This is a genomic window from Pseudomonas sp. XWY-1, from assembly GCF_002953115.1.
GTDB classification, from domain to species: Bacteria; Pseudomonadota; Gammaproteobacteria; order Pseudomonadales; family Pseudomonadaceae; genus Aquipseudomonas; species Aquipseudomonas alloputida.
This window is the reverse complement of the sequence record NZ_CP026332.1, coordinates 5,162,399-5,188,437: the sequence shown is the minus strand read 5'-3', so window position 1 is coordinate 5,188,437 and position 26,039 is coordinate 5,162,399. Positions and strand designations below refer to the sequence as shown.

The following is a 26,039-nucleotide window of genomic DNA, read 5'->3' as shown; positions in this document are numbered from 1 at the left end:
CGCCCACCCGCAATCGATGCGGGTGGGCGTTTTCATCAGTTGGCGACGATGTTGACCAGCTTGCCCGGTACCACGATGACCTTGCGGATGGTCAGGCCATCGATGAAGCGCAGGACATTCTCGTTGCTGCGGGCAGCGGCTTCGACTTCTTCGCGGCTGGCAGCGGCAGGCATCTCGACCTGGCCGCGCAGTTTACCGTTGACCTGAACCACCAAGGTAATGGAGTCCTGCACCAGCGCCTGTTCGTCGACGCTTGGCCAGGCGGCATCGATCACCGAGCCTGCGTGGCCCAGGTGCTGCCACAGCGCGTGAGAGATGTGCGGAGTGATCGGCGCCAGCAGCAGGGTGACGGCTTCCAGGCCTTCCTGCAGCAGGGCGCGGTCCTGTTCGGTGGCTTGCGGGGCCTTTTCCAGCACGTTCATCACGGTCATCACCTGGGCGATGGCGGTATTGAACTTGTGGAACTGGCCCACGTCGGTGCTGGCCTGCTTGATGGCAGCGTGAATGGCGCGGCGGATGACCTTTTGCGCGTCGTCCAGAGCGGCAACATCCAGCTTGCCTGGCAGGCCCTGGCTGACGTGAGCCTGAGCCAGACGCCAGACACGGCGCAGGAAGCGGCTGGCACCTTCGACGCCGGAGTCGGACCATTCCAGGCTCATGTCGGGCGGCGAGGCGAACATCATGAACAGGCGGCAGGTGTCGGCGCCGTAGGCTTCGATCATGGACTGCGGGTCGACGCCGTTGTTTTTCGACTTCGACATTTTCTCGGTGCCACCGATTTCCACCGGCAAGCCGTCGGTCTTCAGGCGGGCGCCAATGATCTTGGCTTTGGCATCACGCTCGATTTCGACATCGGCCGGGTTGAACCAGTCCTTGCCGCCGTTGCTGGCAACGCGGTAGTAAGTCTCGGCGACCACCATGCCCTGGGTCAGCAGGTTCTTGAATGGCTCGTTCGAGGTGACCAGGCCTTCGTCACGCATCAGCTTGTGGAAGAAGCGCGCGTACAGCAGGTGCAGGATCGCGTGTTCGATACCGCCGATGTACTGATCTACCGGCAGCCAGTGGTTGGCGGCTTTGGGGTCGACCAGGCCTTTGTCGTAGTTTGGCGAGGCGTAGCGGGCGAAGTACCAGGACGACTCGACGAAGGTGTCCATGGTGTCGGTTTCGCGCTTGGCCGGAGTACCGCATTTCGGGCAGCTGCATTCGTAGAATTCAGGCATGCGCGCCAGTGGCGAACCGGCGCCGTCCGGCACCACGTTCTCCGGCAGGGTGACCGGCAGTTGGTCTTCCGGCACCGGGACGTCGCCGCAGGACGGGCAGTGGATGATCGGGATCGGGCAGCCCCAGTAGCGCTGGCGGCTGATACCCCAGTCGCGCAGGCGGAACTGCGTACGCGATTTGCCCAGTTCCTTGCGGATCAGGGCCGCTTCGATGGCGTCGAAGGCGCCAGCAAAGTCCAGGCCGTCGAACTCTGCGGAGTTGATCAGCTGGCCGTGCTCGCCATAGGCGGCCTGCCACTCGCTGCCGACTTCATCGCCAGCGCTGGTGCGCACCACGGCCTTGACCGGCAGGTTGTACTTGTGGGCGAACTCGAAGTCGCGCTCGTCGTGGGCCGGCACGGCCATTACCGCGCCATCACCGTAGTGCATCAGCACGTAGTTGGCGACCCATACTGGCAGCTTCTCGCCGGTGAGCGGGTGCTCGACCAGCAGGGAAGTGGCCATGCCTTTCTTCTCCTGGGTGGCCATGTCGGCTTCGGCAACGCTGCCGCTCTTGCACTCATCGATGAACGCCTGCAGCGCCGGGTTGCCCTGCGCAGCCTGGGTGGCCAGCGGGTGCTCGGCGGCGACGGCGACGTAGGTGGCGCCCATCAGCGTGTCCGGACGGGTGGTGAAGACCTTGAGGGTGCCTTCGTGGCCGATGCTGGCCTTGTCGTACGGGAACTGGACTTCCATGCCGCGCGATTTGCCGATCCAGTTGCGCTGCATGGTCTTGACCTGCTCAGGCCAGCCCGGCAGCTCGTCGAGGCTCTCCAGCAGCTCGTCGGCGTAATCGGTGATGCGGAAGTAGTACATCGGGATTTCGCGCTTCTCGATCAGCGCGCCCGAACGCCAGCCACGGCCGTCGATAACTTGTTCGTTGGCCAGTACGGTCTGGTCCGCCGGGTCCCAGTTCACGGTACCGTTCTTGCGGTAGATGATGCCTTTTTCGAACAGGCGGGTGAACAGCCACTGCTCCCAACGGTAGTAGTCGGGTTTGCAGGTGGTGACTTCACGTGCCCAGTCGATGGCCAGGCCCAGGCTCTTGAGCTGGGTCTTCATGTAGTCGATGTTTTCGTACGTCCACTTGGCCGGGGCGACGTTGTTTTTCATCGCCGCGTTTTCCGCGGGCATGCCGAAAGCGTCCCAGCCCATCGGCTGCAGGACGTTCTTGCCCAGCATGCGCTGGTAGCGGGCAATCACGTCACCGATGGTGTAGTTGCGCACGTGGCCCATGTGTAGCTTGCCGCTCGGGTACGGGAACATCGATAGGCAATAGTAGGTGTCTTTGCCTGGCTGTTCGGTAACAGCGAACGATTGTTGCTCGTCCCAGAACTTCTGGGCGGCGGCTTCGATATCACGGGGCGTGTATTGTTCGTGCATGGCTACTTTTGGCTGAGAGAGAAGAGACCTTGTTCCAGGCAGCGGAACCTCGCTGCGTCCGGCACTCCGGTGTCGTTTAGAGTGAACGCCGTAGCATACAGCAGCGCCGCGCATCGTGGGAAACCTTCGTTGCGAATGCCCGCTGGTCGCGGCGCACGGCTGCTTTTTGCAACGACGCTAAGCTCAGGTGTGGGGGGAGATATTCTTACCTTCAATGAGGTGAACGGATGGGAGAGACGCAGCTACCCGCAATCAGACCGGAGCTTTACGAGCGCCTGATCGACCGGCTTGGCCTGGCACTGGAAACGGCCAGGACCTCGGTGCGATTGCGCGACGAGATGCCAGCTGAGCTTGAGTTGCGTGGCCTGAGCCACGCAGAGTTCGAAGTGATCAAGGCCTACCTGGAATCCCTTCCGGAGCGCCACAATGCCCCTATCGGCAGTTACCCACAAGCGGAGCCGACATCGGCCAAGATCATCTGGCTCAAGGACAAGAAACGCCCCGCCAGTACGGCGAGATCCAGGACGCTGCCACATCGCTAGCCGTTCAGGACGCCAGGCGCAGGCTATCGCGCGCCGGTTCTTCACTATCACACAACTCAAGATCGACGCCGGTACGCACTTGTTGACCGGCGTCGATCCTTCTAGGCTGCACGCCTGCCAAGGAGGTGTGGCCGATGCCGATCCGATTCTTCATCAAACAATGGCTGATGCCGCCGGGCGTGCTGTTCTTGCTGCTGCTTGCGGCATGGTGGCTGCGTACGCGGCGGCCACGGTTGGCGGCGCTTTGCTTTAGCGTAGGGCTGGGTGGCCTGTGGTTGATGAGCCTGCCGCTGGTGGTGCAGGAAACCGCCCGTGTGCTGGAAAGTGAGCCGCCGCTGGCCTTGAGCGACTGGGCCGGCCTGGCGAGCCGGGCGGATGCCATTGTGGTGCTGGGCGCCGGGCGCGAGCGCGGGGACCCGGCCTGGGGTGGCGGTGACCAGCCCACGGCCACGGCACTGGAACGTATGCGCTTTGCCGCGCGACTGGCCAAAGCCTCGGGCCTGCCAGTGTTGACCAGTGGTGGGTTGCATTACGGCACGCCGCCCAGCGAGGCGAGGCTGATGGCGGAACGCCTGCATGAAGATTTCGCTGTCGAGGTGAAATGGCGCGAAGAGGCCAGCCGCACGACCTGGGAAAATGCTCAGCTGACGGCCAAGGTGCTGCAGCCTTTGGGGTTTCGCCGGGTGGTGTTGGTGACCCAGGCCTGGCACATGCAGCGCTCACGCTGGAGTTTTGAACAGGCGGGGTTCGAGGTGGTGCCGGCGCCGGTGGGGTTCCTTGGGCGCGATCATGCGCGGCCGTTTGGCGGGCTGCTGCCAGAGAGCCGGGCGATGTGGCAGAGCGGGCAGTTGTTCAATGAAGTGGTGGGGTTGGTGGGGTATCGGGTGTTCTACTGATTCACCGGCTTACATAATCCCCTGAGCGGGCTTGCCCGCGAAAGGGCCTGCCCTGCTGCCAATCTCCACCCGCCGTTCACCGTTGCCGCGACTACCGTATTCGCGGGTAAACCCGCTCCTACAGTGGTCGCGTATCGTCAATCAGACGGTTTTTGCAATACGCCCTGCCAGCAACGCCCAGCCCAGCAGCAATGCACAGACAATCGCCAGCGGCCATGAGCGCCATTGCAGGTAAGGCGTCAGCTGCTGCATCGGCACCACCTCGCCATACAGCACGGCCTGCTGGAACTGCGGAATCTGCGTGGTAATGCGGCCAAACGGGTCGATCAGCGCGGTCACGCCGTTGTTGGTGGCGCGGATCATCCAGCGGCCGGCTTCCAGCGCGCGCATCTGCGCCATCTGCAGGTGCTGCAAGGGGCCGATCGATTTGCCGAACCAGGTGTCGTTGCTGATGGTCAGCAGCAGGTCGCTACGCGCAGCCAGGCCGGCGGCGAACTCGGGGTAGACCACCTCGTAGCAGATGTAAGGGGCAATCTGGTAGCCCTTGGCCTGCAGCAGCGGCTGGTCTTCCGGACCGCGGGCGAAGTCGGACATGGGCAGGTTGAAGAACTCGATGGCCCCACGCAGCACGTCTTGCAGCGGCACATACTCGCCAAATGGCACCAGCTTCTGCTTGAGGTAGGTGCCGTCGCCTTCGCCAGTGACGGTGATGCCGTTGTAGTAGCGGCGCTGGTGGTGCACTTCTTCACGCACCGGCACGCCCGTGATCAGCGCCGAGTGGCGCTCGGCGGCGAAGCGGCCCATCACGTCGATGTAGCCCTGGGCCTGGTCCTTGAGCACCGGAACGGCGGTTTCTGGCCACACCAGCAGGTCCACCGGCCTGGAGCTGAAGCTCAGGTCGCGGTATAGCGCCAGTTGCGCGTCGATGTGCGCAGGGTCCCATTTCAGGTCCTGCTCGACGTTGCCCTGGATCGCCGCCACTTTCAGCGGATCGCCTGCCGGAATGGTCCAGGCATGGCCCTTGAGCGCCAGGCCCAGCACCCAGGGGGCCAGCAACAGCACGCTGGCCACGGCCAGGAACGAGGGGCGGGTGCGCAGGCGGTGCAGGTTGCACAGCAGGGCGGCGGTGAGGGCGAGGCTGAAGGAAATCAGCCATACCCCGCCCAGCGGCGCAAGGCCGGCCAACGGGCCGTCCAGTTGGCTATAGCCGGCGTAGAGCCAGGGGAAACCGGTCAGGAACCAGCCGCGGAAGGCCTCTTGCAGTAGCCAGAGGGCGGCGAAGCACAGGGCGTCGGCCAGTGGTGCTTCGTTGCGCCGTAGCCAGCGCGCCCACAGCCAGGTGGGCAGGGCGAAGAACCAGGCCAGTGCGGCGAAGAACGCCAGCAACAACACGATTGCCAGCAGCGGCGAGGCGCCGCCGTAGGTGTTCATGCTGACGTAGATCCACCAGGTGCCGGCGCCATACAGGCCAAACCCAAACCACCAGCCACGCCACATGGCCTGGCGCGGGCTGAGCTCGCGCAGGCCAAGGTAGAGCACCGCGATGGACAGCACCGCCAACGGCCAGATGTCGAACGGCGCCAGGGCCAGGAGGGTGGAAGCACCGGCCGCCAGGGCCAGCAGGTTACCGGGCCAGCCGGGGCGGGTGATCCAACGCATGTTTGTCCTTAACGGGTGATCGGGGTCAGGCGCAGCAAGTGTATCCGCCGGCTGTCGGCGTTGAGAATACGGAACTTGTAAGACCCGATCTCAGTGGTTTCGTTGCGCTTGGGCAGGTGGCCAAAGGCGCTCATCACCAGGCCGCCGACCGTGTCGAACTCGTCATCGGAGAACTCGCTGTCGAAGAACTCGTTGAAGTTCTCGATCGGGGTAAGCGCTTTGACCAAAAAATCACCGCTGGGCAGTGGTTTGATGTAGCTGTCTTCCTCGACGTCGTGCTCGTCTTCGATATCGCCGACGATCTGCTCCAGCACGTCCTCGATGGTGACCAGGCCCGCCACGCCGCCATATTCGTCGATGACGATGGCCATGTGGTTGTGGTTGGCGCGGAATTCACGCAGCAGCACGTTCAGGCGCTTGGACTCGGGCACGAAGGTGGCCGGGCGCAGCAGGTCCTTGATGTTGAAGCTGTCGCCGTTTTCCTTGAGGATCAACGGCAGCAAGTCTTTGGCGAGCAGGATCCCGAGCACATCGTCATGGCTTTCGCCGATTACCGGGTAGCGCGAGTGCGCGGCGTCGATCACCGCCGGCAGGAACTCGCGAGGCGACTGGCCGGCCTTGATGCTGTTCATCTGCGAGCGCGGCACCATGATGTCGCGAACCTGCAGGTCGGCTACCTGAATGGCGCCTTCGACGATGGTCAGCGCTTCGCTGTCCAGCAATTTGTTCTGATGGGCTTCGCGCAGCAGCTCAAGCAGCTCCTGGCGGTTTTTCGGCTCATGGGCAAAAGCCTGGGTCAGTTTACCCAGCCAGGACTTCTGCCCGTTGCTCGATCGATCTTCGCTCATGGCGGTTCTCGTGATCCTTCGTGTATCAGTGTGTGATTGTGTCGGTTTCATCATCGGCATACGGGTCGGGGTGACCCAGTTCTGCCAGCAATTCCCGTTCCAGGCTTTCCATTTCCTCGGCCTCCTCATCCTCGATGTGGTCGTAGCCGAGCAAGTGCAGGCAACCGTGGATGACCAGGTGCGCCCAGTGCGCTTCCAGCGATTTGCCTTGTTCGGCCGCTTCGCGCTCGACCACCGCTACACAGATGACCAGGTCGCCCAGCAGCGGGATATCGAGCAGGTCATCGGGCACATCGGCCGGGAACGACAACACATTGGTCGCGTAGTCCTTGTGCCGGTAGGTGTGGTTCAGCTCGCGGCCTTCGGCTTCGTCGACCAGGCGAATGGTCATTTCCGAGTCGGCGCTGCGCTGGCGCAACGCCAATTCGCACCAGCGGCGCAAGGCGGCGTCTTCTGGAGTGGCAGCATCCGTGGCCCGTTGGATATCAAGTTCAAGCATCTTTGCCGGGCGCCTCGGGCTTGGGCTGGCGGGCTTCGAAGCGGTCGTAGGCTTCGACGATACGCTGAACCAGTGGGTGACGAACCACATCCTTGGGTTGGAAATGGGTAAAGCTGATCCCCGGAACGTCCTTCAGCACCTCGATGACGTGCGCCAGGCCCGACTTGGTGCCACGGGGCAGGTCGACCTGGGTGATGTCACCGGTGATCACCGCAGTAGAGCCGAAACCGATGCGGGTCAGGAACATCTTCATCTGCTCGAGCGTGGTGTTCTGGCTTTCGTCGAGGATGATGAAGCTGTTGTTCAGGGTGCGGCCACGCATGTAGGCCAGAGGGGCGATTTCGATCACCTGGCGTTCGATCAGCTTGGCCACGTGTTCGAAGCCGAGCATTTCGTACAGGGCGTCGTACAGCGGGCGCAGGTACGGGTCGATCTTCTGTGCCAGGTCGCCGGGCAGGAAACCGAGCTTCTCACCCGCCTCGACCGCCGGGCGCACCAGCAGGATGCGGCGCACCTGTTCGCGTTCCAGCGCGTCCACGGCGCAGGCTACGGCCAGGTAGGTCTTGCCGGTACCGGCCGGGCCGATGCCGAAATTGATGTCGTTGGCCAGGATTTCCTTGACGTAGCGCTGCTGGTTGAGCCCGCGCGGGCGGATATTGCCCTTGCGCGTGCGCAGCGACACGCTGACCTCGTTGACGGCCGGGTTGTCGATGTTCTCGACAGCCGACTCCTGGAGGTACAAGTGCACGGTTTCCGGTGACAGGTCGGTGGCCTTGGTCTCGCGATAGAGACGGCGCAGCAGCTGTTCTGCAGCGGAGGTGGTCCTGGGTTCGCCGATCAGTTCGAACTGATTGCCGCGGTTGCGGATCTCGATGGCCAGGCGCTGTTCGATCAGGCGCAGGTGCTCGTCGAACTGGCCGCACAAGTTGGCGAAACGGTGGGCCTCGAAGGGTTCGAGGATGAAACGATGGGGTTCTATGGGTGCGTTCAAGGTCGTTTTTAGCCGCTCGACGGCGATGGAGTTGAACTCAAGAATAACCCTTGAATGGCAGTGGCGAAAGCACTGAAACGATCAAGGGTTGGCTCAAGGTATATAGTGCCTGTTCTGGCCTCTTCGCGGGCATGCCCGCTCCCACAGGTACTGCACGGGTTTGAAGGTGGGTGCAATACCTGTGGGGCTTGCCCGCGAAGGGGGCGGTGCAGGTATGATCCCCGTCTTTTCTTACGCATGTGTTATCTGGCCAAACATGAGCAAACGCGAACCCGCCATCTATAAAGTGATCTTCCTGAACCAGGGTCAGGTCTTCGAGATGTACGCCAAGCAGATCTACCAGAGTGACCTGTGGGGCTTTCTGGAAATCGAGGAGTTCGTGTTCGGCGAGCGCTCGCAACTGGTCGTGGACCCGAGTGAGGAGAAGCTCAAGAGCCAGTTCGACGGAGTGGTCCGCAGTTTCGTGCCGATGCACTCGATTGTGCGCATCGATGAGGTGGAGCGCCTGGGCACGGCGAAGATCAGCGAGGCCAAGGGTGGAGGCAATGTGATGCCGTTCCCGATGCCAATGCCGGAAAAGTGACCTTCAGGGAAGCGGCGAGAACGGCGTGCGCCCTTCGGCGTTCTGCAGTTCGAGCAGGTACTTGCGGAAAATCTGGCCGAGCACCTGGGTGGCATGCTCCAGTTCGTCGCGGGGCATTTGCTCGGTCACTTCGTCGGCCATGTCCAGCGCATCTTCGGCGCCATTGACCGCAGCCATTTTCAGCAGGATGTAGGCCTGCACGTTGTTGGCCTTGACCCCTTCGCCATGGAAGAACATGGCGCCCAGACGGTATTGGGCGTCGGCTTGGCCCTGCAGCGATGCCTTCTGGAACCAGTCCAGGGCTTTGCCCAGGTTTTTTGGCGTTTGCGTGTAGTAATACTCGCCCAGTTCGAATTGCGCCTGGGCATCCCCCGCAGTCGCCGTCTGCTCGCAGGCCTTGAGGGCGTTTGCCAGGTCTTCAGGCTGAACGTTCAAGGTGCAGCGGCCCGTCGCCGGAATCAGCAACGAGTTACCGCCCTCCGCCAGGGCCAGCAGGGGCTGAAGAAGCAACAGGCAGCCCAGGGTCAGGGCGCGGCCGGTGCGGTTCATGGGGATCGACTTACCTCTGCAAAGCTGCGGCCAATGTCTCTGGTGGCACATTATGGGATAAGCAGCGCCAACCTTACAAAGTTTTACTCGAATTTCTGCTTGGTTGGGGAAGTCAGCTGATTGTGTGTGCGTAATTATTGCCTGGACCGGCCTCTTCGCGGGTGAACCCGCTCCTACAAAGGGGTGTCGCTTTCATGAGTGTAGGAGTGGGTTGGCTCACGAAGAGGCCGGTACAGGCTGGCCATCACTTCAGGGCAGCAAAGGCTTTCTCAGCCGCATCCAGGGTGATCTGCAGCTCCTTGTCGCCATGGGCGATGGAGGTGAAGCCCGCTTCGAATGCGCTCGGTGCCAGGTACACGCCACCGTCGAGCATCAGGTGGAAGAAGCGCTTGAAGCGCTCGGCATCGCTGGCCATCACGTCTTCGAAGGTGACGATATCGTCGGCGCCGCTGAAGTACAGGCCGAACATGGCACCGGCCTGGGTGGTGACGAAAGGCACACCAGCGGCATCGGCGCGTTGCTGCAGGCCGTCAAGCATGCGGCTGGTGTAGTCGGTCAGCTCGGCGTGGAAGCCTGGGCGGCTGATCAGCTTGAGGGTGGTCAGGCCGGCGGCCATGGCCAGCGGGTTGCCCGACAGGGTGCCGGCCTGGTAGACCGGGCCGAGCGGGGCGATGCAGCCCATGATTTCACGCTTGCCGCCGAAACAGCCGACCGGCATGCCGCCACCGACGATCTTGCCGAAGGTCGACAGGTCCGGCTTGATGCCGTAATGGCCCTGGGCGCCGCCGAGCGAGACGCGGAAACCGGTCATCACTTCGTCGAAGATCAGCACCACGCCATGCTTGTCGCATTGCTCGCGCAGGCCTTCGAGGAAACCCGGTGCCGGTGGTACGCAGTTCATGTTGCCGGCCACTGGCTCCACGATGATGCAGGCCACGGTCTGGCCAACTTCGGCCAGGGTCTTCTCGACGGCGGCGATGTCGTTGAACGGCAGGGTCAGGGTGTGCTTGGCGAAGTCCGCTGGCACGCCTGCCGAGCTTGGCACGCCTTGGGTCAGCAAGCCCGAGCCGGCTTTTACCAGCAGGCTGTCGGAGTGGCCGTGGTAGCAGCCTTCGAACTTGATGATGGCGTCACGGCCAGTGTAGCCCCGGGCCAGACGGATGGCACTCATGGTGGCTTCAGTGCCCGAGCTGACCATGCGCACCATTTCCATCGACGGTACGATCGAGCAGACCAGGTCGGCCATCTCGGTTTCCATGGCGGTCGGCGCGCCGTAGGACAGGCCGTGCTCCAGCTGCCTGCGTACCGAGTCCAGCACGTCCGGGTGGCCGTGGCCGAGGATCATCGGGCCCCAGGAGCCGACGTAGTCGACGTAGCGTTTGTCGTCCTCGTCAACGACATAGGCGCCTTCGGCATGCTTGAAGAACAGCGGCGTGCCGCCAACGCTCTTGAAAGCGCGGACTGGCGAGTTGACGCCGCCAGGGATGTGCTTCTGGGCTTGGGCGAACAGGGCTTCGGAACGGGACATGGAAGTATCTCTCGAATCAGGATGCGAACAAGGCGTTGAAGGCGCGGGCGCGGCGGGTGACTTCCTGCGCGCTGTCGGCACCGAACAAACCGTGGATCACCGCCAGCAGGTCGGCGCCGTGGGCGACCAACGGGGCGGCGTTGTCGAGGGTGATGCCGCCGATCACGGCGATCGGCAGTTTCACCTGGGCGCGGGCCTGCTCGAGCAGGCCGACGTTGGCAGCGGGCGCGCCCGGCTTGGTGACAGAATTGAAGAAGCGGCCAAAGGCCACGTAGCTGGCGCCTTCGCTGGCAGCCTGGGCGGCCAGTTCGAGGCTGGCGTGGCAGGTGGAGCCGATGATTGCCTGACGCCCGAGCAGTGCGCGGGCCGGGGTCAGCGGGCCGTCGGTCTGGCCCAGGTGCACGCCGACACCCAGGCGGGCGGCCAGTTCGGCGTCGTCGTTGATCAGCAACTGGGTGCCGTAACGCTCGCAGAGCTTCATCAGCCCTTCGGCTTCACGCAGGCGGCGCGCAGCATCGTCGCTCTTGTCGCGGTACTGCAGCAGACACACGCCGCCTTCCAGGGCCGCCTCGACATGGGACAGGAAACGGCCGGCGAGCAGCTGGCTGTCGGTGATGGCGTACAGACCGCGTAGCTTCATTGAAGGCCTCGTATCAGGAGCAGAAGTCCAGGGGCAGGCGGCGCGGCACGTATTGGCCCTTGCCCAGTTGCTCGGCGTCACGCAGCGTGCGCCAGGTGTAGTCCAGGGCGGTGCGCACGGCGCTTTCCAACTGCTCGCCGAGTGCCAGGCGGCCGGCCAGGGCACTGGCCAGGGTGCAGCCCGAGCCATGGTAGCTGCCCGGCAGGCGCTGGCAAGTCCAGGTGAAGTGCTGGCCTTCCTGGGTGTACAGGCGGTTGTGAATTTCGTCTTCGTCGCCGTGACCGCCGGTAATCAGCAGGTGTCTACAGAACGGCAACAGTTTCTCGGCACATTCGTCAGCGGTGCCCTCGGGCAGTTCGGCGAGGATGCGTGCTTCGGGCAGGTTCGGCGTGGCGATGGTCGCCAGCGGCAGCAACCGTTCACGCAGGGCGTAGCCCACTTCGTCCTTGCCCAGGCGGCCACCGCCACCGGCACGCAGCACCGGGTCGCAGACCAGTGGCAGGTGAGGGTGGACGGCCAGCAGTTCGGCGACGGTGTCGACCATCTCGATCGAGCCGAGCATGCCCAACTTGACGGCGGCCACCGTGGAGTCGGCCAGCACGGCATTGGCCTGGGCCAGCACCCACTCGCGGTCGAGCACGCGGAAGTCGGAAACGTTGACGGTATCCTGCACGGTCAGGGCGGTCACTGCAGGTGCAGCGTGGCAGCCTTGGGCGATCAGGGCTTCGATATCTGCCTGCAAGCCGGCGCCGCCACTGGGGTCGTGGCCGGAGAGACAGAGGACAACGGGGCGGGAGCTGTAGGTATTCATGGTCGGCGAGCTTACCACCAAACCTGTTTGGGCGGATCGTCCGACAAACGAGTTTTACTGATCGATCGGTCAGGTTGCTGATTGGTTTTCTATTGAAAGCATTGATTTAGAGCCTTTTCTTTGTGTTTTTATGTGGCCGATTGCCAGGTTGTGAGGCTATGCTAGAGTGCTCGGATAACTCGACAAACGGGTTCTGCAGGATCACGTCGTCTCAAACGGATGGGAGGCTACCGCGACGCGACCGGACAGGCCATGCTGGGGCTGTATGCGCTATTTGCTGATTGTGCTTCTGGGTTTGCTGCCCGTGCTGGCCGGAGCGGTCGATTTCGACGACGCTACCCGGCATCTTCCACTGGGCAAGGCCATGCAGGTTTATGAAGACCCCGATGGCAATGCCAGCATCGCTCAGGTCAGTGCCCCCGGTTTCGCCAAACACTTTCAGTCCCACCATGAGGATGTGCTGAACGCCGGTTACTCCACCTCGGTGTTCTGGCTCAAGGTCGAACTGCGCCCCACTGCCGCGCCCAACGCTGCTCCGCGGTCATGGCTGCTGGAGTTGGCCTACCCGCCGCTGGATCACCTCGAACTGTATCTGCCTGACAGCAGCGGCTTGTACCGCCTGGCGCAGCGCACCGGCGATGCCTTGCCCTACGACAGCCGGCAGATCCGGCAGAACAACTACTTGTTCGAACTGCAACTGCCGCCAGGCAAGGTGACCACCGCGTACCTGCGGCTGCACAGCCAGGGTTCGGTGCAAGCGCCGCTGGCGTTATGGTCCCCTGAAGCCTACCTGGAAGAGCAGCCCACGCGCCTGTATGTGCTGGGGATGATCTACGGCGTTTTACTGGTGATGCTGGTGTACAACCTGTTCATCTACCTCAGCGTGCGTGACGTCAGCTACCTCTATTACATCCTTTACATCGCTTCGTTCGGCCTTTACCAGGTCTCGGTGAACGGCGCCGGTGTAGCCTATTTCTGGCCAGACAGCCCTTGGTGGGCGAATGCCTCCACGCCTTTGTTCATTGGTGCAGCCGGCCTGTTCGGTTGCCAGTTCGCCCGGCACTTCCTGCAATTGGGCAGCCTCAACCGTGGCTTCGATCGCCTGTTGCAACTGCTGATGCTGGGGGGGGCGCTGGTCATGGTACTGGCGGTGAGCATGCCTTACGGCATTGCGCTGCGCATGGCCACGCTGCTGGCGCTGCTGTTCACCATAAGCGTCTTCAGCGCCGGCCTGTATGCCTGGTGGCGCGGCTTGCGAGTGGCGCGCTGGTTCATCATCGCCTGGACGGCGTTCCTGCTTGGCGGACTGGTCAACACCTTGATGGTACTGGGCTACCTGCCGAACGTGTTCATCACCATGTATGCCAGCCAGCTGGGTTCGGCCTTGGAAGTGGCCTTGCTGTCGCTGGCGCTGGCCGACCGCATCAACAGCCTGCGCGAGCAGCAGGCACAGACCTTGCGCGACACTGGGCGTACGCTGGAGCAATTGAACCTGCAACTGGCCAGGAGCAATCGCCTGAAGGACGAGTTCCTGGCCAGCGTGACTCATGAACTGCGCACCCCGATGAATGGGGTGATTGGCTCGCTCGAGCTGATGCACACCTTGCCGATGGGGGCTGAAATGGCTCAGTACCATCATACGGCAGTGGGGTCTGCCCAAGGCATGATGGATATGGTCGATGCCATTCTTACCCTGTCCGAATTGCAGGCCGGCCGCCTGCGGGCGCAGCCGGCACCGTTCAGCCTGCGCGCCCTGTTGCAGGGTTTGCGCGCCGGTTATGCCGGGCAGGCGCTGGGCAAAGGCCTGTACCTGAGCCTGGACATTCCGGCCGACCTGCCGGACGGGTTGCTCGGTGACGGGCAGAAGCTGGCGCACTGCCTGGGTTGCCTGGTGGACAACGGTTTGAAGTTCACCCATCAGGGCGGTGTGATGATCCAGGTGCGTGGCCGCCGGGTGGGGCCGGATGATCTGGCGTTGACCTTTACCGTCAGCGACAGCGGTATCGGTTTCGATGATCTGGAGCAGTCGACCCTGTACCAGCGGTTCTTCCAGGTCGACGGTTCGATGACCCGGCGGTATGGCGGATTGGGGATTGGGTTGTCGATTTGCCGGCAGATGGGGGAGTTGCTGGGGGCCAGATTGGCGCATGAATCGACGCGCGGGTTGGGTAGCCGCTTCGAGTTGAGTTTGAACATGGCGATTTCGCAGGCGCAGATGAGCCCGCACATGCTGCAGGCGCGGCGCTCGCTGTAGGAGCGGGTTCACCCGCGAAAGGGCCGGGTCTGCTGGCCGATATCCACCCACCGTTCACCGTTGCCGCCACCACCGTATTCGCGGGTAAACCCGCTCCTACACAGCACAGGTCGTTGTAGGAGCGGGTTCACCCGCGAAAGGGCCGGGTCTGCTGGCCGATATCCACCCGCCGTTCACCGTTGCCGCCACCTACGCGCGCGCACGCCAGCAACCACACGTTTAGTCATTAATACCCCTTTGACTACCCCGCAAGCAGTGCTTCACTGGGACTCTCAAGCCTACCCGGATCCAGGAGCCCCCCGATGAGCCTGCACCAGTACGCTGAAACCCACGAAGTCACCAACCAGCCGCCGCCGCTCGACGGTGCCAACCTGTACCGCCTCGACCTGCCCTTGCAAGAATGGTCAAGGCGTTTTGGCGCGGGCTGGGCCGAGTCGCGGATCGACGCCTATGGTGCCCTGGCCGGCGGCCCGCTGATGCAGGCAGGCTTCCTGGCCAACGCGCACAAACCCGAGTTCAGCAGCCACGACCGCTATGGCCATCGCATCGATCTGGTCGAGTTCCACCCGGCCTACCATGAGTTGATGCGTACCGCCGTCGAACATGGCCTGCCTTCTTTACCATGGGCCGAGCCCCGTGCTGGCGCCCATGTTGCACGGGCTTCGATGACCTACCTGCACAGCCAGGCCGAGGCCGGCACCGGCTGCCCGCTGACCATGACGTTTGCCGCCGTGCCGGCATTGCGCCTGCAGCCTGAGCTGGCTGAATACTGGCTGCCGAAAATCCTTGCCTGCGAATATGACCCGCGCAACATTGGCGACCGGCACAAGGCCGGGGTCACCCTGGGCATGGCGATGACCGAAAAGCAGGGCGGCACCGATGTGCGCGCCAACACTACCCGGGCCTATCCGGTCGGTGCGCCGGGCCCGGGGCAGGCTTATGAGCTGGTTGGCCACAAGTGGTTCTGCTCGGCGCCGATGTGCGACGCTTTCCTGACCTTGGCGCAAACCGAAAAAGGCCTGAGCTGCTTCCTGCTGCCGCGCCACCGCCCCGATGACAACCGCAACCAGTTCTATATCCAGCGCCTGAAGAACAAGCTGGGCAACAGCTCCAACGCCTCCAGCGAGGTGGAGTTCCGCGGTGCGCTGGCGTGGATGATTGGCGAAGAGGGACGCGGCGTGCCGACCATCATCGAGATGGTCGCCATGACCCGGTTCGACTGCATGGTCGGCTCCAGCGCACTGATGCGCCAGGCGTTGACGCAGGCGGCCCACCATTGCGCGCATCGCAAGGTCGGCGGGCGGGTGCTGAACGAGCAGCCATTGATGCAGAACGTGCTGGCCGACCTGGCCCTGGAAAGCGAGGCTGCGCTCGCCTTGAGCTTGCGCATGGGCCAGGCGCTGGAGCAACTGGACGACCCGCAACAGGCGCATTTTGCCCGGCTGGTCACGGCGGTGGGCAAGTACTGGATCTGCAAACGTGCGCCGGCCATGATCAACGAGGCCGCCGAATGCCTGGGTGGCGCGGGTTATGTGGAAGACAGCATTCTGCCACGGCTGTACCGCGAGGCACCGGTCAACTCGACCTGGGAGGGCTCGGGCAACGTGCAGTGCCTGGATGTGCTGCGGGCCTTGTCCAAGGAGCCGGGCGTACTCGATGCACTGTTTGTCGAGCTGGGTGACGGGCATGGCGACCCGCGCCTGGCGGCGCATATCGGCAACCTCAAGGGGGCGTTTGCCGACACCGGCGACATGCAGTACCGCGCGCGGCAACTGACCGAGGATATTGCCCTGGCGTTGCAGGCCAAGCTGCTGCTGGAGGCCGGGAATGCAGACGTCAGTGATGCGTTTATCGGCAGCCGCTTGGCCGGTGGTGGCCGGGTGTACGGGGCGCTGCCGCGAGGTGTGGATGTGATGGCATTGGTCACAAGGGCTACGCCTGCCTGGCCGCTGTAGCAGCGGGCTTGCCCGCGAATGAACCCAACACCGATCAATGGGGGTGTATTTAACCAAGAAGGCAGGCAAGATGGATCACATGCATGTCCAGACAGGAAGCACAGTGTGAGCCACGCTTTTGTAGTCGTTGATACCCCCGAACAGGCCGTCGACCGTCTGGCGGCCTTGCATGAACAGGCCACAGGTGCCCTTAGTCAGGCCCTGAAGCGTTACCTGAAGGACCGTACCGAGCCCGATACCGATGAGCGCGACCTGTTCCGCTACCCGGCACTGCGCCTGACCTACTACAGCCATGGCGAAGTCGCCGCCACCACCCGCGCCTATGCCAAGGTCCAGGTTGCCGGCACCTACAGCGTCACCGTCACCCAGCCCGCTGCGTTCCGTGGCTACCTGCTGGAGCAACTGCGCCCGCTGATGCATGACTACACTGTTACGGTAGAAGTCGGCGTCAGCGAGCAGAACATCCCTTATCCCTATGTGGTCGACCAGGGCGATGAGCTGGCCGGTAGCGGCATTACCGCTGCGCAGCTGGCGCGAGTGTTCCCCAGCACCGACCTGTCGGCGGCCACCGACAACATCGCTGATGGCCTGTACGACTGGGACCGTGCTGAAATCATGCCACTGGCGTTGTTCGATGCCGCGCGCGTCGACTTCTCGCTACGCCGCCTGGTGCACTACACCGGCAGCGACTGGCGCCATGTACAGCCGTGGATCCTGCTGACCAACTACCACCGCTATGTCGACCAGTTCATCAGCCATGGCCTGGAACAACTGCGTGACGACCCGCGCTTCGTGCGTATGGTGCTGCCGGGCAACGTCGTGATCGAAAAGGGCATGGATCATGGCGAAACCCAGGCCCTGGTGGCGAGCGTGGTCTGGCACCGCTACCAGATGCCGGCCTACCACCTGATCGCCGCCGACGGCGATGGCGTTACCTTGGTCAACATTGGTGTGGGCCCGTCCAACGCCAAGAACATCACCGACCACCTGGCCGTGCTGCGCCCGCATTGCTGGCTGATGATCGGCCACTGCGGCGGCCTGCGGCAGTCGCAGACCATCGGCGACTACGTGCTGGCACACGCCTATATGCGCCGTGACGGCATTCTCGACCGGGTCGTGCCGCCGAATATCCCGATCCCGGCCCTGGCCGAAGTGCAGATGGCCTTGCAGGAGGCCGCCGCGCAGGTCACTGGCGAGCGTGGCGAGCAGTTGAAAAAGCGCCTGCGCACCGGCACCGTGCTGACCTACGACGACCGCAACTGGGAGCTGCGCTGGGCTCAGGAACGCCCGCTGATCAACCTGTCGCGTGCCGTGGCGGTGGACATGGAAAGCGGCACCATTGCTGCCCAGGGCTACCGTTTGCGCGTGCCTTACGGCACCTTGCTGTGCGTGTCCGACAAGCCGCTGCACAGCGAGATCAAACTGCCAGGTTCGGCCAACGCCTTCTATAACCGGGCGGTCAGCCAGCACCTGAAGATCGGCATTGCTGCCCTCGACCTGCTGCGCACCGAGCTCAACTCGCTGCACTCGCGTAAACTGCGCAGCTTCGATGAGCCGCCGTTCCGCTGAGGATTCATGTCACTGCCACCCCGTAACAAGCCGCGCCGCCCTCAGGCGCGGCCTGCCGCCGGCCCGCGTCGCCAGGCCAAGGCGCCACCCGCCGAGCCGCGCCTGATCCTGTTCAACAAACCGTTCGACGTGCTGACCCAGTTCAGCGACGGTGAAGGGCGCGCGACGCTCAAGGACTTCATCGACATTCCGGGCGTATACCCGGCCGGGCGGCTGGACCGCGACAGCGAAGGCTTGCTGTTGCTGACCAACGATGGCGGGTTGCAGGCGCGGATTGCCGATCCGAAGCACAAGCTGGCCAAGACCTACTGGGTGCAGGTGGAGGGTGAGCCGAGTGACGAGCAGTTGCAGCGCTTGCGTGATGGCGTGGAGCTGAACGATGGGCCGACCTTGCCGGCTGAGGCGCGGCGCCTGGAAGAACCCGAACTGTGGCCGCGTAACCCGCCGGTACGGTTTCGCAAGAGCGTGCCGACCAGCTGGCTGGAGCTGGTGATTCGCGAAGGGCGTAACCGCCAGGTGCGGCGGATGACGGCAGCAGTGGGCTTGCCGACCTTGCGCCTGGTGCGCGTGCGGATTGGTGACTGGGCGCTGGATGGGCTGGAGCAGGGTTGCTGGCGGGAGGTCCCTGCCAGGCTTTAGTTCAGGTCAGGGCCTGTTCGCGGGCACGCCCGCTCCCAAAGTTACGGTGCAGTACTTGAAGGCAGCGCCCAACCTGTGAGAGCGGGCGTGCCCGCGAATGGCCCTGAAATGTTTTATACGCCTTCCAGAAACCCCACCACCACGCTTTTGATGATGAAGGCCAGCACCCCCAGGCCCAGCACGAAGAACAGGATCAGCGTCCCGAACTTACCCGCCTTGGACTTTTTTGCCAGGTCCCAGACGATGAAGCCCATGAAAACGATCAACACGGTGACCAGGATGATCATCATCCATTCTTCGAATACGGCGGGATCCATCGGTGTTCTCCAGGCGGGTTGAGCGTCCGATTATACGTCGGCTGGGCAAGCAATTAACGCAGGTGGGTCAATGGCAGCTCGGTGCTGGCCAACACCTGGTTGAGCACGAAGCTCGAGCGCACGCTGGTGACGCCTTCGATACGGGTCAGGCTGCCTAGAAGCAGTTTCTGGTAGTGGTCCATGTCCGGCACCACCACTTTCAACTGATAGTCGGCATCCATGCCGGTGACCAGGCTGCACTCGAGCACCTGTGGCAGGTTGCGGATGGCGGCCTCGAATGTTTCAAAGCGCTCCGGGGTGTGGCGGTCCATACCTATCAACACATAGGCGGTCAGGCTCAGGCCCAGCTTCTTGCGGTCGAGCAGGGCCACCTGGCGCGAGATATAGCCGTCGTCCTCCAGTTGCTTGACCCGACGCGAGCATGGCGATGGCGACAGGCCGATGCGTTCGGCCAGTTCCTGGTTGGAAATGCGCGCATCGCGCTGCAATTCGGCGAGGATGCTCAGGTCGTAGCGGTCAAGTTTGCTCATGGCATTTGCCTTTTCTGTTCGGATTGCTGCGAATTATCAATCCAGGGTGAAAAATTGCGCAAGTGCTATTTATCTGAGCAATCTTCGCAATCCTCTGTCGCAACCCGTCCGGTATCTTTATCACCAGAATCACTGCCCGGACATCAGTCCACGGCGACGCGCCCTAGGCGGGCGGTCGCGGCCAGCCATCCAACAGGATCTGCAGGCCCCCGGGCTACACACCCTCCAGAAGACGGTGTGAGGTGAGCCGGCGCCACAAGTGCCGAGCACGGACGACAATTCCTGAAGGGAGGCCCTGTGGCCTCCCTTTTTTCATGTCGGGAATTTTAATTGGCCTGTGTGGTGGGCACGGTAGACTGGCGTTGGTTGCAGTTTTTTCTACCGAGAGGAACACCATGACGTCGCGCATCTGGCAGTTGGCAGGTGTTGGTTTACTGGGTTTGAGCATCAGCCTTGGGGCCTTGGCTGAAGGGCCCGGCGAGGGGCACGGTGAACGTGGCCAGCAGGTGCAAGGTGAGGGTGGACCGGGGCGCTCGCTCAACTCGCGCGACGAAGTGCGCCAGACCCAACCGCCGCGCCAGGGGTATTACCAGGACATTCCTCGCCGTCACGGTGATGATCACCACTGGCAAACCGGTGGCCCGGGGCAACGGCCCGGTGGCGACTGGCAGGGGCGCCCGGATGGCCATGGCAATGGCTGGGGGCCTGGGCCGCAGTATCGCCCAGGGCACACGGTGGATCATTTTCCCGACCGCTACTGGAAAGTACCCTACCGGGGCGCTGACTATTTCTACTCCGGGGGTTACTGGTACCGCCCGCACGGGGGCCGTTACATCGTGGTGACCCCGCCGTACGGCGTGCGGGTCAGTTATCTGCCGCCTTATGCGCGGGAAGTGTGGTTGGGTGGTGCGCTGTTCTTTCTGGTGGCCGATACCTATTACCAGTACCTGGCAGACAGCCAAGAATATGTGGTGGTCAACCCGCCGGTCGGCGTGCCGTCGCCCGTGCCGGTGGCCCCGGCAAATGGCGGGTATGACGTGGTGGCTTATCCGATGTATGGCCAGGGTCAGGAACAGCAGGAGCAGGACCGCTACCAGTGCCATCGCTGGGCGGTGAGCCAATCGGGCTTCGACCCGGCGACGGCGACGTACGCACCGGCGGCCACTGTGCTCAGCCACTACCAGCGGGCGCTGGGGGCCTGTTTCAGTGGTCGGGGTTACAGCATCAACTGAACCCTGCAGGGGTAGGGATTAATTACCTCATACCGGGTCGGCGTGCACCATCACGTCTGCCTGTGGGTAACGCTGGCGGATCACCCGCGAGGCTTCCACGCACAAGCTATGCGCCTCATGCAGCGGCAGTTGCCCCGGCAGTTCCAGGTGCAGTTGCACAAACCACTGGTTGCCCGACACGCGCGTGCGCAGGTCATGCACGCCTTTCACGCCTGCAACGGCCAGCACCAGCGCGGTCATGTCCTCGCCAACATCGCCGGGTAAGGCCTTGTCCATCAGGATCGCCGTACTTTCGCGGGCAATCTGCAACGCACTCCAGAGGATGTAAAAGGCGATGCCCAGGCCGAACAGCGCATCCAGCTGCGGCCAGCCAAAACGCGTCAGCAACAGGGCCAGCAGAATGCTGCCGTTGAGCAACAAGTCAGAACGGTAGTGCAGGGAATCTGCCCGTACCGCAGTGGAGCCGGTGAGCCGGATGACCTTGTACTGCAGCGCCAGCAGGGCGACCGTCAGCACCAGCGACAGCAGCATCACCGCGATACCGATGGAGGTATCACCCAGCGGTTGCGGGGTGTACAGGCGCTCGACCGCCTGCACACCGATCAGCACCGCACTGCCACCGATGAACAGCGCCTGAGCCATACCGGCCAAGGCCTCGGCCTTGCCATGGCCGAACCGGTGATCGTCGTCGGCCGGGCGCAGGGCGTAGTGCACCGCCAGCAGGTTGAGGAACGAGGCCACGGCGTCCAGTGCCGAGTCGGTCAGCCCGGCCAGCAGGCTCACCGACCCGCTCAGCCACCAGGCCAGCGCCTTGCTCAGCACCAGGATGCTGGCCACCGCCAGGGACGCGCGCGTGGCCAGGCGGAGCAGGCGCTGGTGTTCAGCCGGGGTAGTGATCATCCGTGGTCAGTGTCCTTGTGGCTCAGGCTGCCGGGACCAGGCCCAGGCTGGCCAGTTGTTCGATGCTGCCGCGGTGCTGGATCAGCCGTGGGTCGTTCAGCGGCAGGCGCTGGCCCAGTTCGCTTTCCAGAATGGCCTGCAACTTCAGGTTGTCGACCTTGCCATCGGGGCTGACGGCTTCCTGCAGTTTGGCCGGGTCAACCTGGGCAGTGCGGCCACCTGGGTAGTAAATGGCGCCGGTGGCAAAGTCGATGCCGAAGGCAATGAGCCCAGGGATCACGTAGAAAAGGATACCGATGGCATCCATTGCAGCAACCACAGGGTCGATCTTGCCGCCGATCTGGCCGCGCCGGTCCGGGTAGAAAATGGTGCCGCAGGCCGTCAGTTGAGTCAGCAGGGTGGCGATGAGGGCGCCACCGATGACGCGGGTCGAGATGCGCATGTAAATCTCCGAGAAGGTGTTCAGCAGGACAAGCGAAGCGCCTGCACCTGATGTTAAGACCATGATAGAGCAGGCTGGGTTCGCCGTTATACTCGCGACACTGTTCGAGGACCACCATGATTTCATTACCCATTGATGCTGCCTTGCCCGCCCTGCGCCAGGCTCTGGAGAACCGTCACGAAGTGGTGCTTGAAGCGCCGCCCGGCGCTGGCAAGACCACCCGCGTACCACTGGCGCTGCTGCACGAACCGTGGCTGGCCGGGCAGACCATCCTCATGCTCGAGCCTCGGCGCCTGGCTGCGCGGGCTGCGGCCGAGCGGCTGGCCAGTGAGCTGGGCGAGCAGGTTGGGGAAACCGTGGGTTACCGCATCCGCCTGGACAGCAAGGTCGGGCCGAAAACCCGTATCGAAGTGGTGACCGAAGGCATCCTCACACGCCGCCTGCAAGCCGACTCGGCGCTGGAAGGTGTGGGCCTGCTGATCTTCGACGAATTTCACGAACGCAGCCTGGATGCCGATCTCGCACTTGCGCTGAGCCTTAACGGCCGCGAGTTGCTGCGTGACGACCCGCCACTGAAGATTCTGCTGATGTCCGCGACCCTGGAAGGCGAGCGCCTGTCGCGGTTGCTGGACGATGCCCCGGTGGTCAGCAGCGAAGGCCGCATGCATCCGGTGGATATCCGCTGGGGGCGGCCGTTTCAGCCAGGCGAATTCATCGAGCCACGGGTGGTGGACTGCGTGCTGCATGCGCTGGCTGACCAGGCCGGCAGCGTGCTGGTGTTCCTGCCTGGGCAAGCCGAGATCCGCCGGGTTCACCAAAGCCTTCAGGAGGCGCTGGGGACGCGCCCCGAGATTCTGCTGTGCCCGCTGCATGGCGAGCTCGACCTCAATGCCCAGCGCGCCGCTATCGACCCGCCGGCCAAGGGCCTGCGCAAGGTGGTGCTGGCCACCAACATCGCCGAAACCAGCCTGACCATCGATGGCGTGCGCGTGGTGATCGACGCAGGCCTGGCCCGGGTGCCGCGCTTCGACCCCGGCAGCGGCATGACCCGCCTGGACACCCAGCGCATTTCCCGCGCCAGCGCCACCCAGCGCGCGGGGCGTGCCGGCCGCCTGGAGCCCGGCGTGTGCTACCGCCTTTGGTCCGAGGCCCAGCATGACCAGCTGGCCGCCCATGGCAGTGCCGAGATTCTCCAGGCCGACCTGGCCGGGCTGGCCCTGCAGCTGGCGCGCTGGGGTGTAACGCCCGAGCAGTTGCGCTGGCTCGATCAGCCACCGGCTGCAGCGTTCGCCCAGGCACAGGACCTGTTGGCGCGACTCAGCGCCTTCAAGCCGGGCAGCCGCGACACCCTCAGCGAACATGGCCAGGCCATGGCCGAACTGCCGGCTCACCCACGCATCGCGCACTTGTTGCTGCGCGGCCAGGACCTGGGCCTGGCACAGATGGCATGCGATGTGGCTGCACTGCTGGGGGAGCGGGACATTCAGCGTGGCGGTGGTGCCGACTTGCACAGCCGGCTTGCGCTGGTCAGCGGTGAGAGCAAGGCGGCGCGTGGCGGCCAGGGGGGTGTGCAGCGTGCTCGTCAGCTGGCCCGGCAATACCGTGGCCTGTTGCGTGGCAAGGTCGGTGCGCCGGTCGCCGACCCGGACCACCCACGCTGGCTGGGCGCCCTGCTGGCGCTGGCCTACCCTGACCGGGTCGCCCAGCAGCGCCGGGCGGGTGGGGCGGAGTATCGGCTCGCCAACGGCCGTGCGGCCCTGTTTGGCGAAGTCGATGCATTGATGAAGTGCCCATGGCTGGTGATCGCCGACCTGGGTAGCCGCCAGGGGCAGCGTGAGGAGCGGATCTATCTGGCAGCCGAATTCGATCCGGCGTTGCTCGAGGGTGTACTGGCCGAGCAGGTCGAGCGGGTCGATATCCTCGATTGGGACGAGCGCGAGCAGGTGTTGCGCGCCGAGCGCCAGGTGAAGGTTGGCGAACTGGTCCTCAGCCGTGAGCCGCTGCCCAGGCTGGATGACGAAGCCAGGGCCCGGGCGCTGCTTGGCCTGGTCCGGCGCAAAGGTTTGAACCTGCTGACCTGGACGCCGGAACTGCGGCAATGGCAGGCACGTGTGGCGCTGCTGCGTCAGCTCGACCTGCAGAAGGATGGCCACAGCGAATGGCCTGACCTGGGGGACGAGGCCCTGCTGGCCAGCCTGGAAGACTGGTTACAGCCTTACCTGAGCAAAGTATCGCGCCTCAGCCACTTTGCCGCGCTGGACTTGCCGTCGATGCTGCGCAACCTGCTGCCCTGGCCGCTGCCGCAACGCCTGGAAGAACAGGCCCCGGCGCATCTGGCCGTGCCGTCCGGCTCGAACATCCGCCTGGATTACAGCGAAACCCCGCCGATTCTCGCCGTGCGTCTGCAAGAACTGTTCGGCCTTGCCGATACCCCGCGCATCGCCAACGGCCGGCAGCAGGTCAAGCTGCACCTGCTGTCACCGGCACGTCGGCCGGTGCAGGTGACCCAGGACCTGGCCAGCTTCTGGCGCACGACCTATGCCGAGGTGAAGAAAGACCTGAAAGGGCGCTATCCGAAGCATTACTGGCCAGACGACCCTCTGGTGGCCGAGGCTACGGCGCGGGCCAAGCCGAGAGGGAGCTGATGCACAACACCGAGTGCGGCAGGCCGAAAAAATCATGTGCTGGGCACGACGTGTCAGTGGTCGTGCCATTCATCGTATTGCACCCGCCAGTGAAGCTTGATCTGCGTGCCTCAATAGGAAAGTGATCACTTCGCCTTCCTCGACGTTGAGCAAGGCTACCCACTCCCCACTCCTGTGCGGCGTATCCGTGAGGGCGCCGACCCTGTAGCCCCGCTGGTCGCGCAGATGGCAGACAAGGCCTTCATCTGTCAGCGCCAGCGGCTCGATTTTCCAGTATTCGCTAACGTCTGCATGCCAGTAAAAGCCCAGATAACCATTGCGGCTGACCCCTAGTTTCTTGGTCTCCGGGCGCCCAGGCATGCTGATGCGGTAGTGCAGGCGATCGTTGGTCCGCGAGTGGTAATGAAAGTCCATCACCGGCGAGTCCTGCCTTCCCCCCGCCTGCAACCAGTCATCCTCTGGGGTAATGCCCCAGCTGAACTTGTCTGAACTGCGGCTGAGGCGTAGTGGGATGTCCCGGTCGACGGCGCGCATGTACAGCTTGCCGCGAAAAGACCTGGCGTACCTGGCCTGAATGGTTTCGTTCATGGTGCACTCCTAGAACAGCATTGAGGATGTGCACTCTGGCGCCAAGGCTGGGCAGCCCGGCAGGCCGAAAACATTCCCCGGTGGCCTCAGGTGCTGGCTTCGCCTTCCAGCAACATGAACAGGCGATACAGCACCACGGTGCTGAACAGTTGCAGGAAGCCGCTGAGGCTGTCCATGGCCAGTTCCATCCCAGGTGATGGCTCGGGGAAGGCCATCAGCAGCAGCCCGTCGATCAGCCAGATCGGCGCCAGCACGCCTACCACGCAGACCATGATGCGCATGAAATGCCCGGTGGTCATGCTTGCGCTGTCGCGCATCGCCTGTACCACCGGCCGGCCGCGCAGCACCAGCAGGTACTCGGCGAACACCAGGTTGATCATGATCCACACCCCCGGGAAGATGAACAGCGCAAGGCCGGCCATGATCAGTAGCGAGCTGATCAGGATCAGCAGGGCCAGTTGCGGCCACAGTTGAAGGGCGCGGGCGAACAGGTCGCGCTTGGCGATTTCCTGGCCGTTGCTGCGTGTGTCCAGGTACAGGATCAGGGCTGCGCTGTACAGCGGGTAGAACAACAGGCTGACCAGCATGCCGTAGGCCGGTGATGCCTGGTCGCCCAGCTGCCGGTCCAGCAATTGGGTGAGCAGGGCTTCCACCACCACCAGCGGCAGGCACAGCTGGAGGATGTTTGGCAGGTGACGGCGGAAGAAGTACAGGGAGTCACGCAGAACGCTCAGCGGATTCATCAGTCAACATCGCATGGCAGTAAAAACAGGGGCCTAA

General features: G+C 63.6%; 24 protein-coding genes. 9 read left to right on the top strand and 15 right to left on the bottom strand.

Annotated features, from left to right (window positions below; all coding sequences use genetic code 11):
• Positions 1 to 35: 35 nt before the first annotated feature.
• Complete coding sequence (leuS, locus tag PRJ_RS24265) at positions 36 to 2,642, bottom strand: leucine--tRNA ligase (RefSeq protein WP_020193849.1); 2,607 nt, start codon at positions 2,640 to 2,642, stop codon at positions 36 to 38.
• A 227-nt stretch (positions 2,643 to 2,869) separates the two neighbouring features.
• Between leuS and PRJ_RS24260 the strand changes: the two genes are divergently transcribed.
• Together PRJ_RS24260 and PRJ_RS24255 are read left to right on the top strand one after the other, a co-directional pair.
• A complete protein-coding gene (locus PRJ_RS24260; protein WP_104962615.1) occupies positions 2,870 to 3,184 on the top strand; it encodes a hypothetical protein in 315 nt (104 codons plus the stop codon).
• A 134-nt stretch (positions 3,185 to 3,318) separates the two neighbouring features.
• Entirely contained in the window at positions 3,319 to 4,080 is a 762-nt protein-coding gene (locus PRJ_RS24255; protein WP_104962614.1) for a YdcF family protein, read from the top strand.
• A 141-nt stretch (positions 4,081 to 4,221) separates the two neighbouring features.
• Here the strand turns inward: PRJ_RS24255 and lnt are convergent, their stop codons facing one another.
• Genes lnt through PRJ_RS24235 form a run of 4 tightly spaced genes read right to left on the bottom strand, consistent with a single transcriptional unit; the run spans position 4,222 to position 8,077 of the window.
• On the bottom strand, positions 4,222 to 5,739 hold the full coding sequence (lnt, locus tag PRJ_RS24250) for an apolipoprotein N-acyltransferase (protein WP_019437045.1): 1,518 nt from the start codon (positions 5,737 to 5,739) through the stop codon (positions 4,222 to 4,224).
• A gap of 8 nt (positions 5,740 to 5,747) precedes the next feature.
• Entirely contained in the window at positions 5,748 to 6,587 is an 840-nt protein-coding gene (locus PRJ_RS24245) for an HlyC/CorC family transporter (protein WP_003249762.1), read from the bottom strand.
• A 25-nt stretch (positions 6,588 to 6,612) separates the two neighbouring features.
• Positions 6,613 to 7,086, bottom strand: a complete 474-nt coding sequence (ybeY, locus tag PRJ_RS24240) for an rRNA maturation RNase YbeY (protein WP_010955408.1) — start codon at positions 7,084 to 7,086, stop codon at positions 6,613 to 6,615.
• The gene (locus PRJ_RS24235) at positions 7,079 to 8,077 is read right to left on the bottom strand and encodes a PhoH family protein (RefSeq protein ID WP_014592526.1); all 999 of its coding nucleotides are present in this window, start codon (positions 8,075 to 8,077) and stop codon (positions 7,079 to 7,081) included. The genes ybeY and PRJ_RS24235 overlap by 8 nt, the downstream gene beginning before the upstream one ends.
• A 256-nt stretch (positions 8,078 to 8,333) precedes the next feature.
• On the opposite strand from PRJ_RS24235, the gene PRJ_RS24230 reads away from it, so the two are divergent.
• Positions 8,334 to 8,660, top strand: coding sequence for a DUF1820 family protein (locus PRJ_RS24230; protein ID WP_003249769.1), 327 nt, complete (start codon positions 8,334 to 8,336; stop codon positions 8,658 to 8,660).
• Positions 8,661 to 8,663: 3 nt separating this feature from the next.
• Here the strand turns inward: PRJ_RS24230 and PRJ_RS24225 are convergent, their stop codons facing one another.
• The 4 genes from PRJ_RS24225 to PRJ_RS24210 form a co-directional block, all read right to left on the bottom strand.
• Positions 8,664 to 9,209, bottom strand: a complete 546-nt coding sequence (locus PRJ_RS24225) for a tetratricopeptide repeat protein (protein ID WP_004576914.1) — start codon at positions 9,207 to 9,209, stop codon at positions 8,664 to 8,666.
• Between the two features lie 244 nt (positions 9,210 to 9,453).
• Positions 9,454 to 10,737 (bottom strand): glutamate-1-semialdehyde 2,1-aminomutase, encoded by a 1,284-nt coding sequence (gene hemL, locus PRJ_RS24220; RefSeq protein WP_010955406.1) that lies wholly within the window; start codon positions 10,735 to 10,737, stop codon positions 9,454 to 9,456.
• 16 nt (positions 10,738 to 10,753) lie between these two features.
• A complete protein-coding gene (gene thiE / locus PRJ_RS24215; RefSeq protein ID WP_004576913.1) occupies positions 10,754 to 11,377 on the bottom strand; it encodes a thiamine phosphate synthase in 624 nt (207 codons plus the stop codon).
• 13 nt (positions 11,378 to 11,390) lie between these two features.
• Positions 11,391 to 12,188 (bottom strand): hydroxymethylpyrimidine/phosphomethylpyrimidine kinase, encoded by a 798-nt coding sequence (locus PRJ_RS24210; protein ID WP_104962613.1) that lies wholly within the window; start codon positions 12,186 to 12,188, stop codon positions 11,391 to 11,393.
• A 265-nt stretch (positions 12,189 to 12,453) separates the two neighbouring features.
• Here PRJ_RS24210 and PRJ_RS24205 point away from each other — a divergent pair, with 265 nt between their 5' ends.
• The 4 genes from PRJ_RS24205 (at position 12,454) to PRJ_RS24190 (ending at position 18,605) form a co-directional block, all read left to right on the top strand.
• The gene (locus tag PRJ_RS24205; protein ID WP_104962612.1) at positions 12,454 to 14,442 is read left to right on the top strand and encodes a hybrid sensor histidine kinase/response regulator; all 1,989 of its coding nucleotides are present in this window, start codon (positions 12,454 to 12,456) and stop codon (positions 14,440 to 14,442) included.
• Between the two features lie 302 nt (positions 14,443 to 14,744).
• On the top strand, positions 14,745 to 16,397 hold the full coding sequence (locus PRJ_RS24200) for an acyl-CoA dehydrogenase family protein (RefSeq protein WP_104962611.1): 1,653 nt from the start codon (positions 14,745 to 14,747) through the stop codon (positions 16,395 to 16,397).
• A gap of 105 nt (positions 16,398 to 16,502) precedes the next feature.
• Positions 16,503 to 17,966, top strand: a complete 1,464-nt coding sequence (amn, locus tag PRJ_RS24195) for an AMP nucleosidase (protein ID WP_014592520.1) — start codon at positions 16,503 to 16,505, stop codon at positions 17,964 to 17,966.
• A gap of 6 nt (positions 17,967 to 17,972) precedes the next feature.
• Positions 17,973 to 18,605, top strand: coding sequence for a pseudouridine synthase (locus PRJ_RS24190; protein WP_049586600.1), 633 nt, complete (start codon positions 17,973 to 17,975; stop codon positions 18,603 to 18,605).
• Positions 18,606 to 18,718: 113 nt separating this feature from the next.
• Here PRJ_RS24190 and PRJ_RS24185 read toward each other — a convergent pair whose 3' ends face one another.
• Both PRJ_RS24185 and PRJ_RS24180 read right to left on the bottom strand, forming a co-directional pair.
• Positions 18,719 to 18,922: a DUF2788 domain-containing protein gene (locus PRJ_RS24185; protein ID WP_104962610.1), complete on the bottom strand. Its 204-nt coding sequence runs from the start codon at positions 18,920 to 18,922 to the stop codon at positions 18,719 to 18,721.
• Positions 18,923 to 18,975: 53 nt separating this feature from the next.
• A complete protein-coding gene (locus PRJ_RS24180; protein ID WP_003249795.1) occupies positions 18,976 to 19,452 on the bottom strand; it encodes an Lrp/AsnC family transcriptional regulator in 477 nt (158 codons plus the stop codon).
• Positions 19,453 to 19,847: 395 nt separating this feature from the next.
• On the opposite strand from PRJ_RS24180, the gene PRJ_RS24175 reads away from it, so the two are divergent.
• Positions 19,848 to 20,684, top strand: a complete 837-nt coding sequence (locus tag PRJ_RS24175) for a DUF6515 family protein (protein WP_049586602.1) — start codon at positions 19,848 to 19,850, stop codon at positions 20,682 to 20,684.
• 27 nt (positions 20,685 to 20,711) lie between these two features.
• On the opposite strand, the gene PRJ_RS24170 is transcribed toward PRJ_RS24175, so the two are convergent.
• Positions 20,712 to 21,584 carry a cation diffusion facilitator family transporter gene (locus PRJ_RS24170; protein ID WP_104962609.1) on the bottom strand — a complete coding sequence of 291 codons (873 nt, stop codon included), beginning with the start codon at positions 21,582 to 21,584 and terminating at the stop codon, positions 20,712 to 20,714.
• 22 nt (positions 21,585 to 21,606) lie between these two features.
• The gene (locus tag PRJ_RS24165; RefSeq protein WP_014592516.1) at positions 21,607 to 22,026 is read right to left on the bottom strand and encodes a hypothetical protein; all 420 of its coding nucleotides are present in this window, start codon (positions 22,024 to 22,026) and stop codon (positions 21,607 to 21,609) included.
• Positions 22,027 to 22,142: 116 nt separating this feature from the next.
• Between PRJ_RS24165 and hrpB the strand changes: the two genes are divergently transcribed.
• Entirely contained in the window at positions 22,143 to 24,671 is a 2,529-nt protein-coding gene (gene hrpB, locus PRJ_RS24160; protein WP_104962608.1) for an ATP-dependent helicase HrpB, read from the top strand.
• Positions 24,672 to 24,740: 69 nt separating this feature from the next.
• Here hrpB and PRJ_RS24155 read toward each other — a convergent pair whose 3' ends face one another.
• Both PRJ_RS24155 and PRJ_RS24150 read right to left on the bottom strand, forming a co-directional pair.
• Positions 24,741 to 25,259, bottom strand: coding sequence for a hypothetical protein (locus tag PRJ_RS24155; protein ID WP_104962607.1), 519 nt, complete (start codon positions 25,257 to 25,259; stop codon positions 24,741 to 24,743).
• Positions 25,260 to 25,345: 86 nt separating this feature from the next.
• Positions 25,346 to 26,002, bottom strand: a complete 657-nt coding sequence (locus tag PRJ_RS24150; RefSeq protein ID WP_104962606.1) for a YciC family protein — start codon at positions 26,000 to 26,002, stop codon at positions 25,346 to 25,348.
• Positions 26,003 to 26,039: the final 37 nt, after the last annotated feature.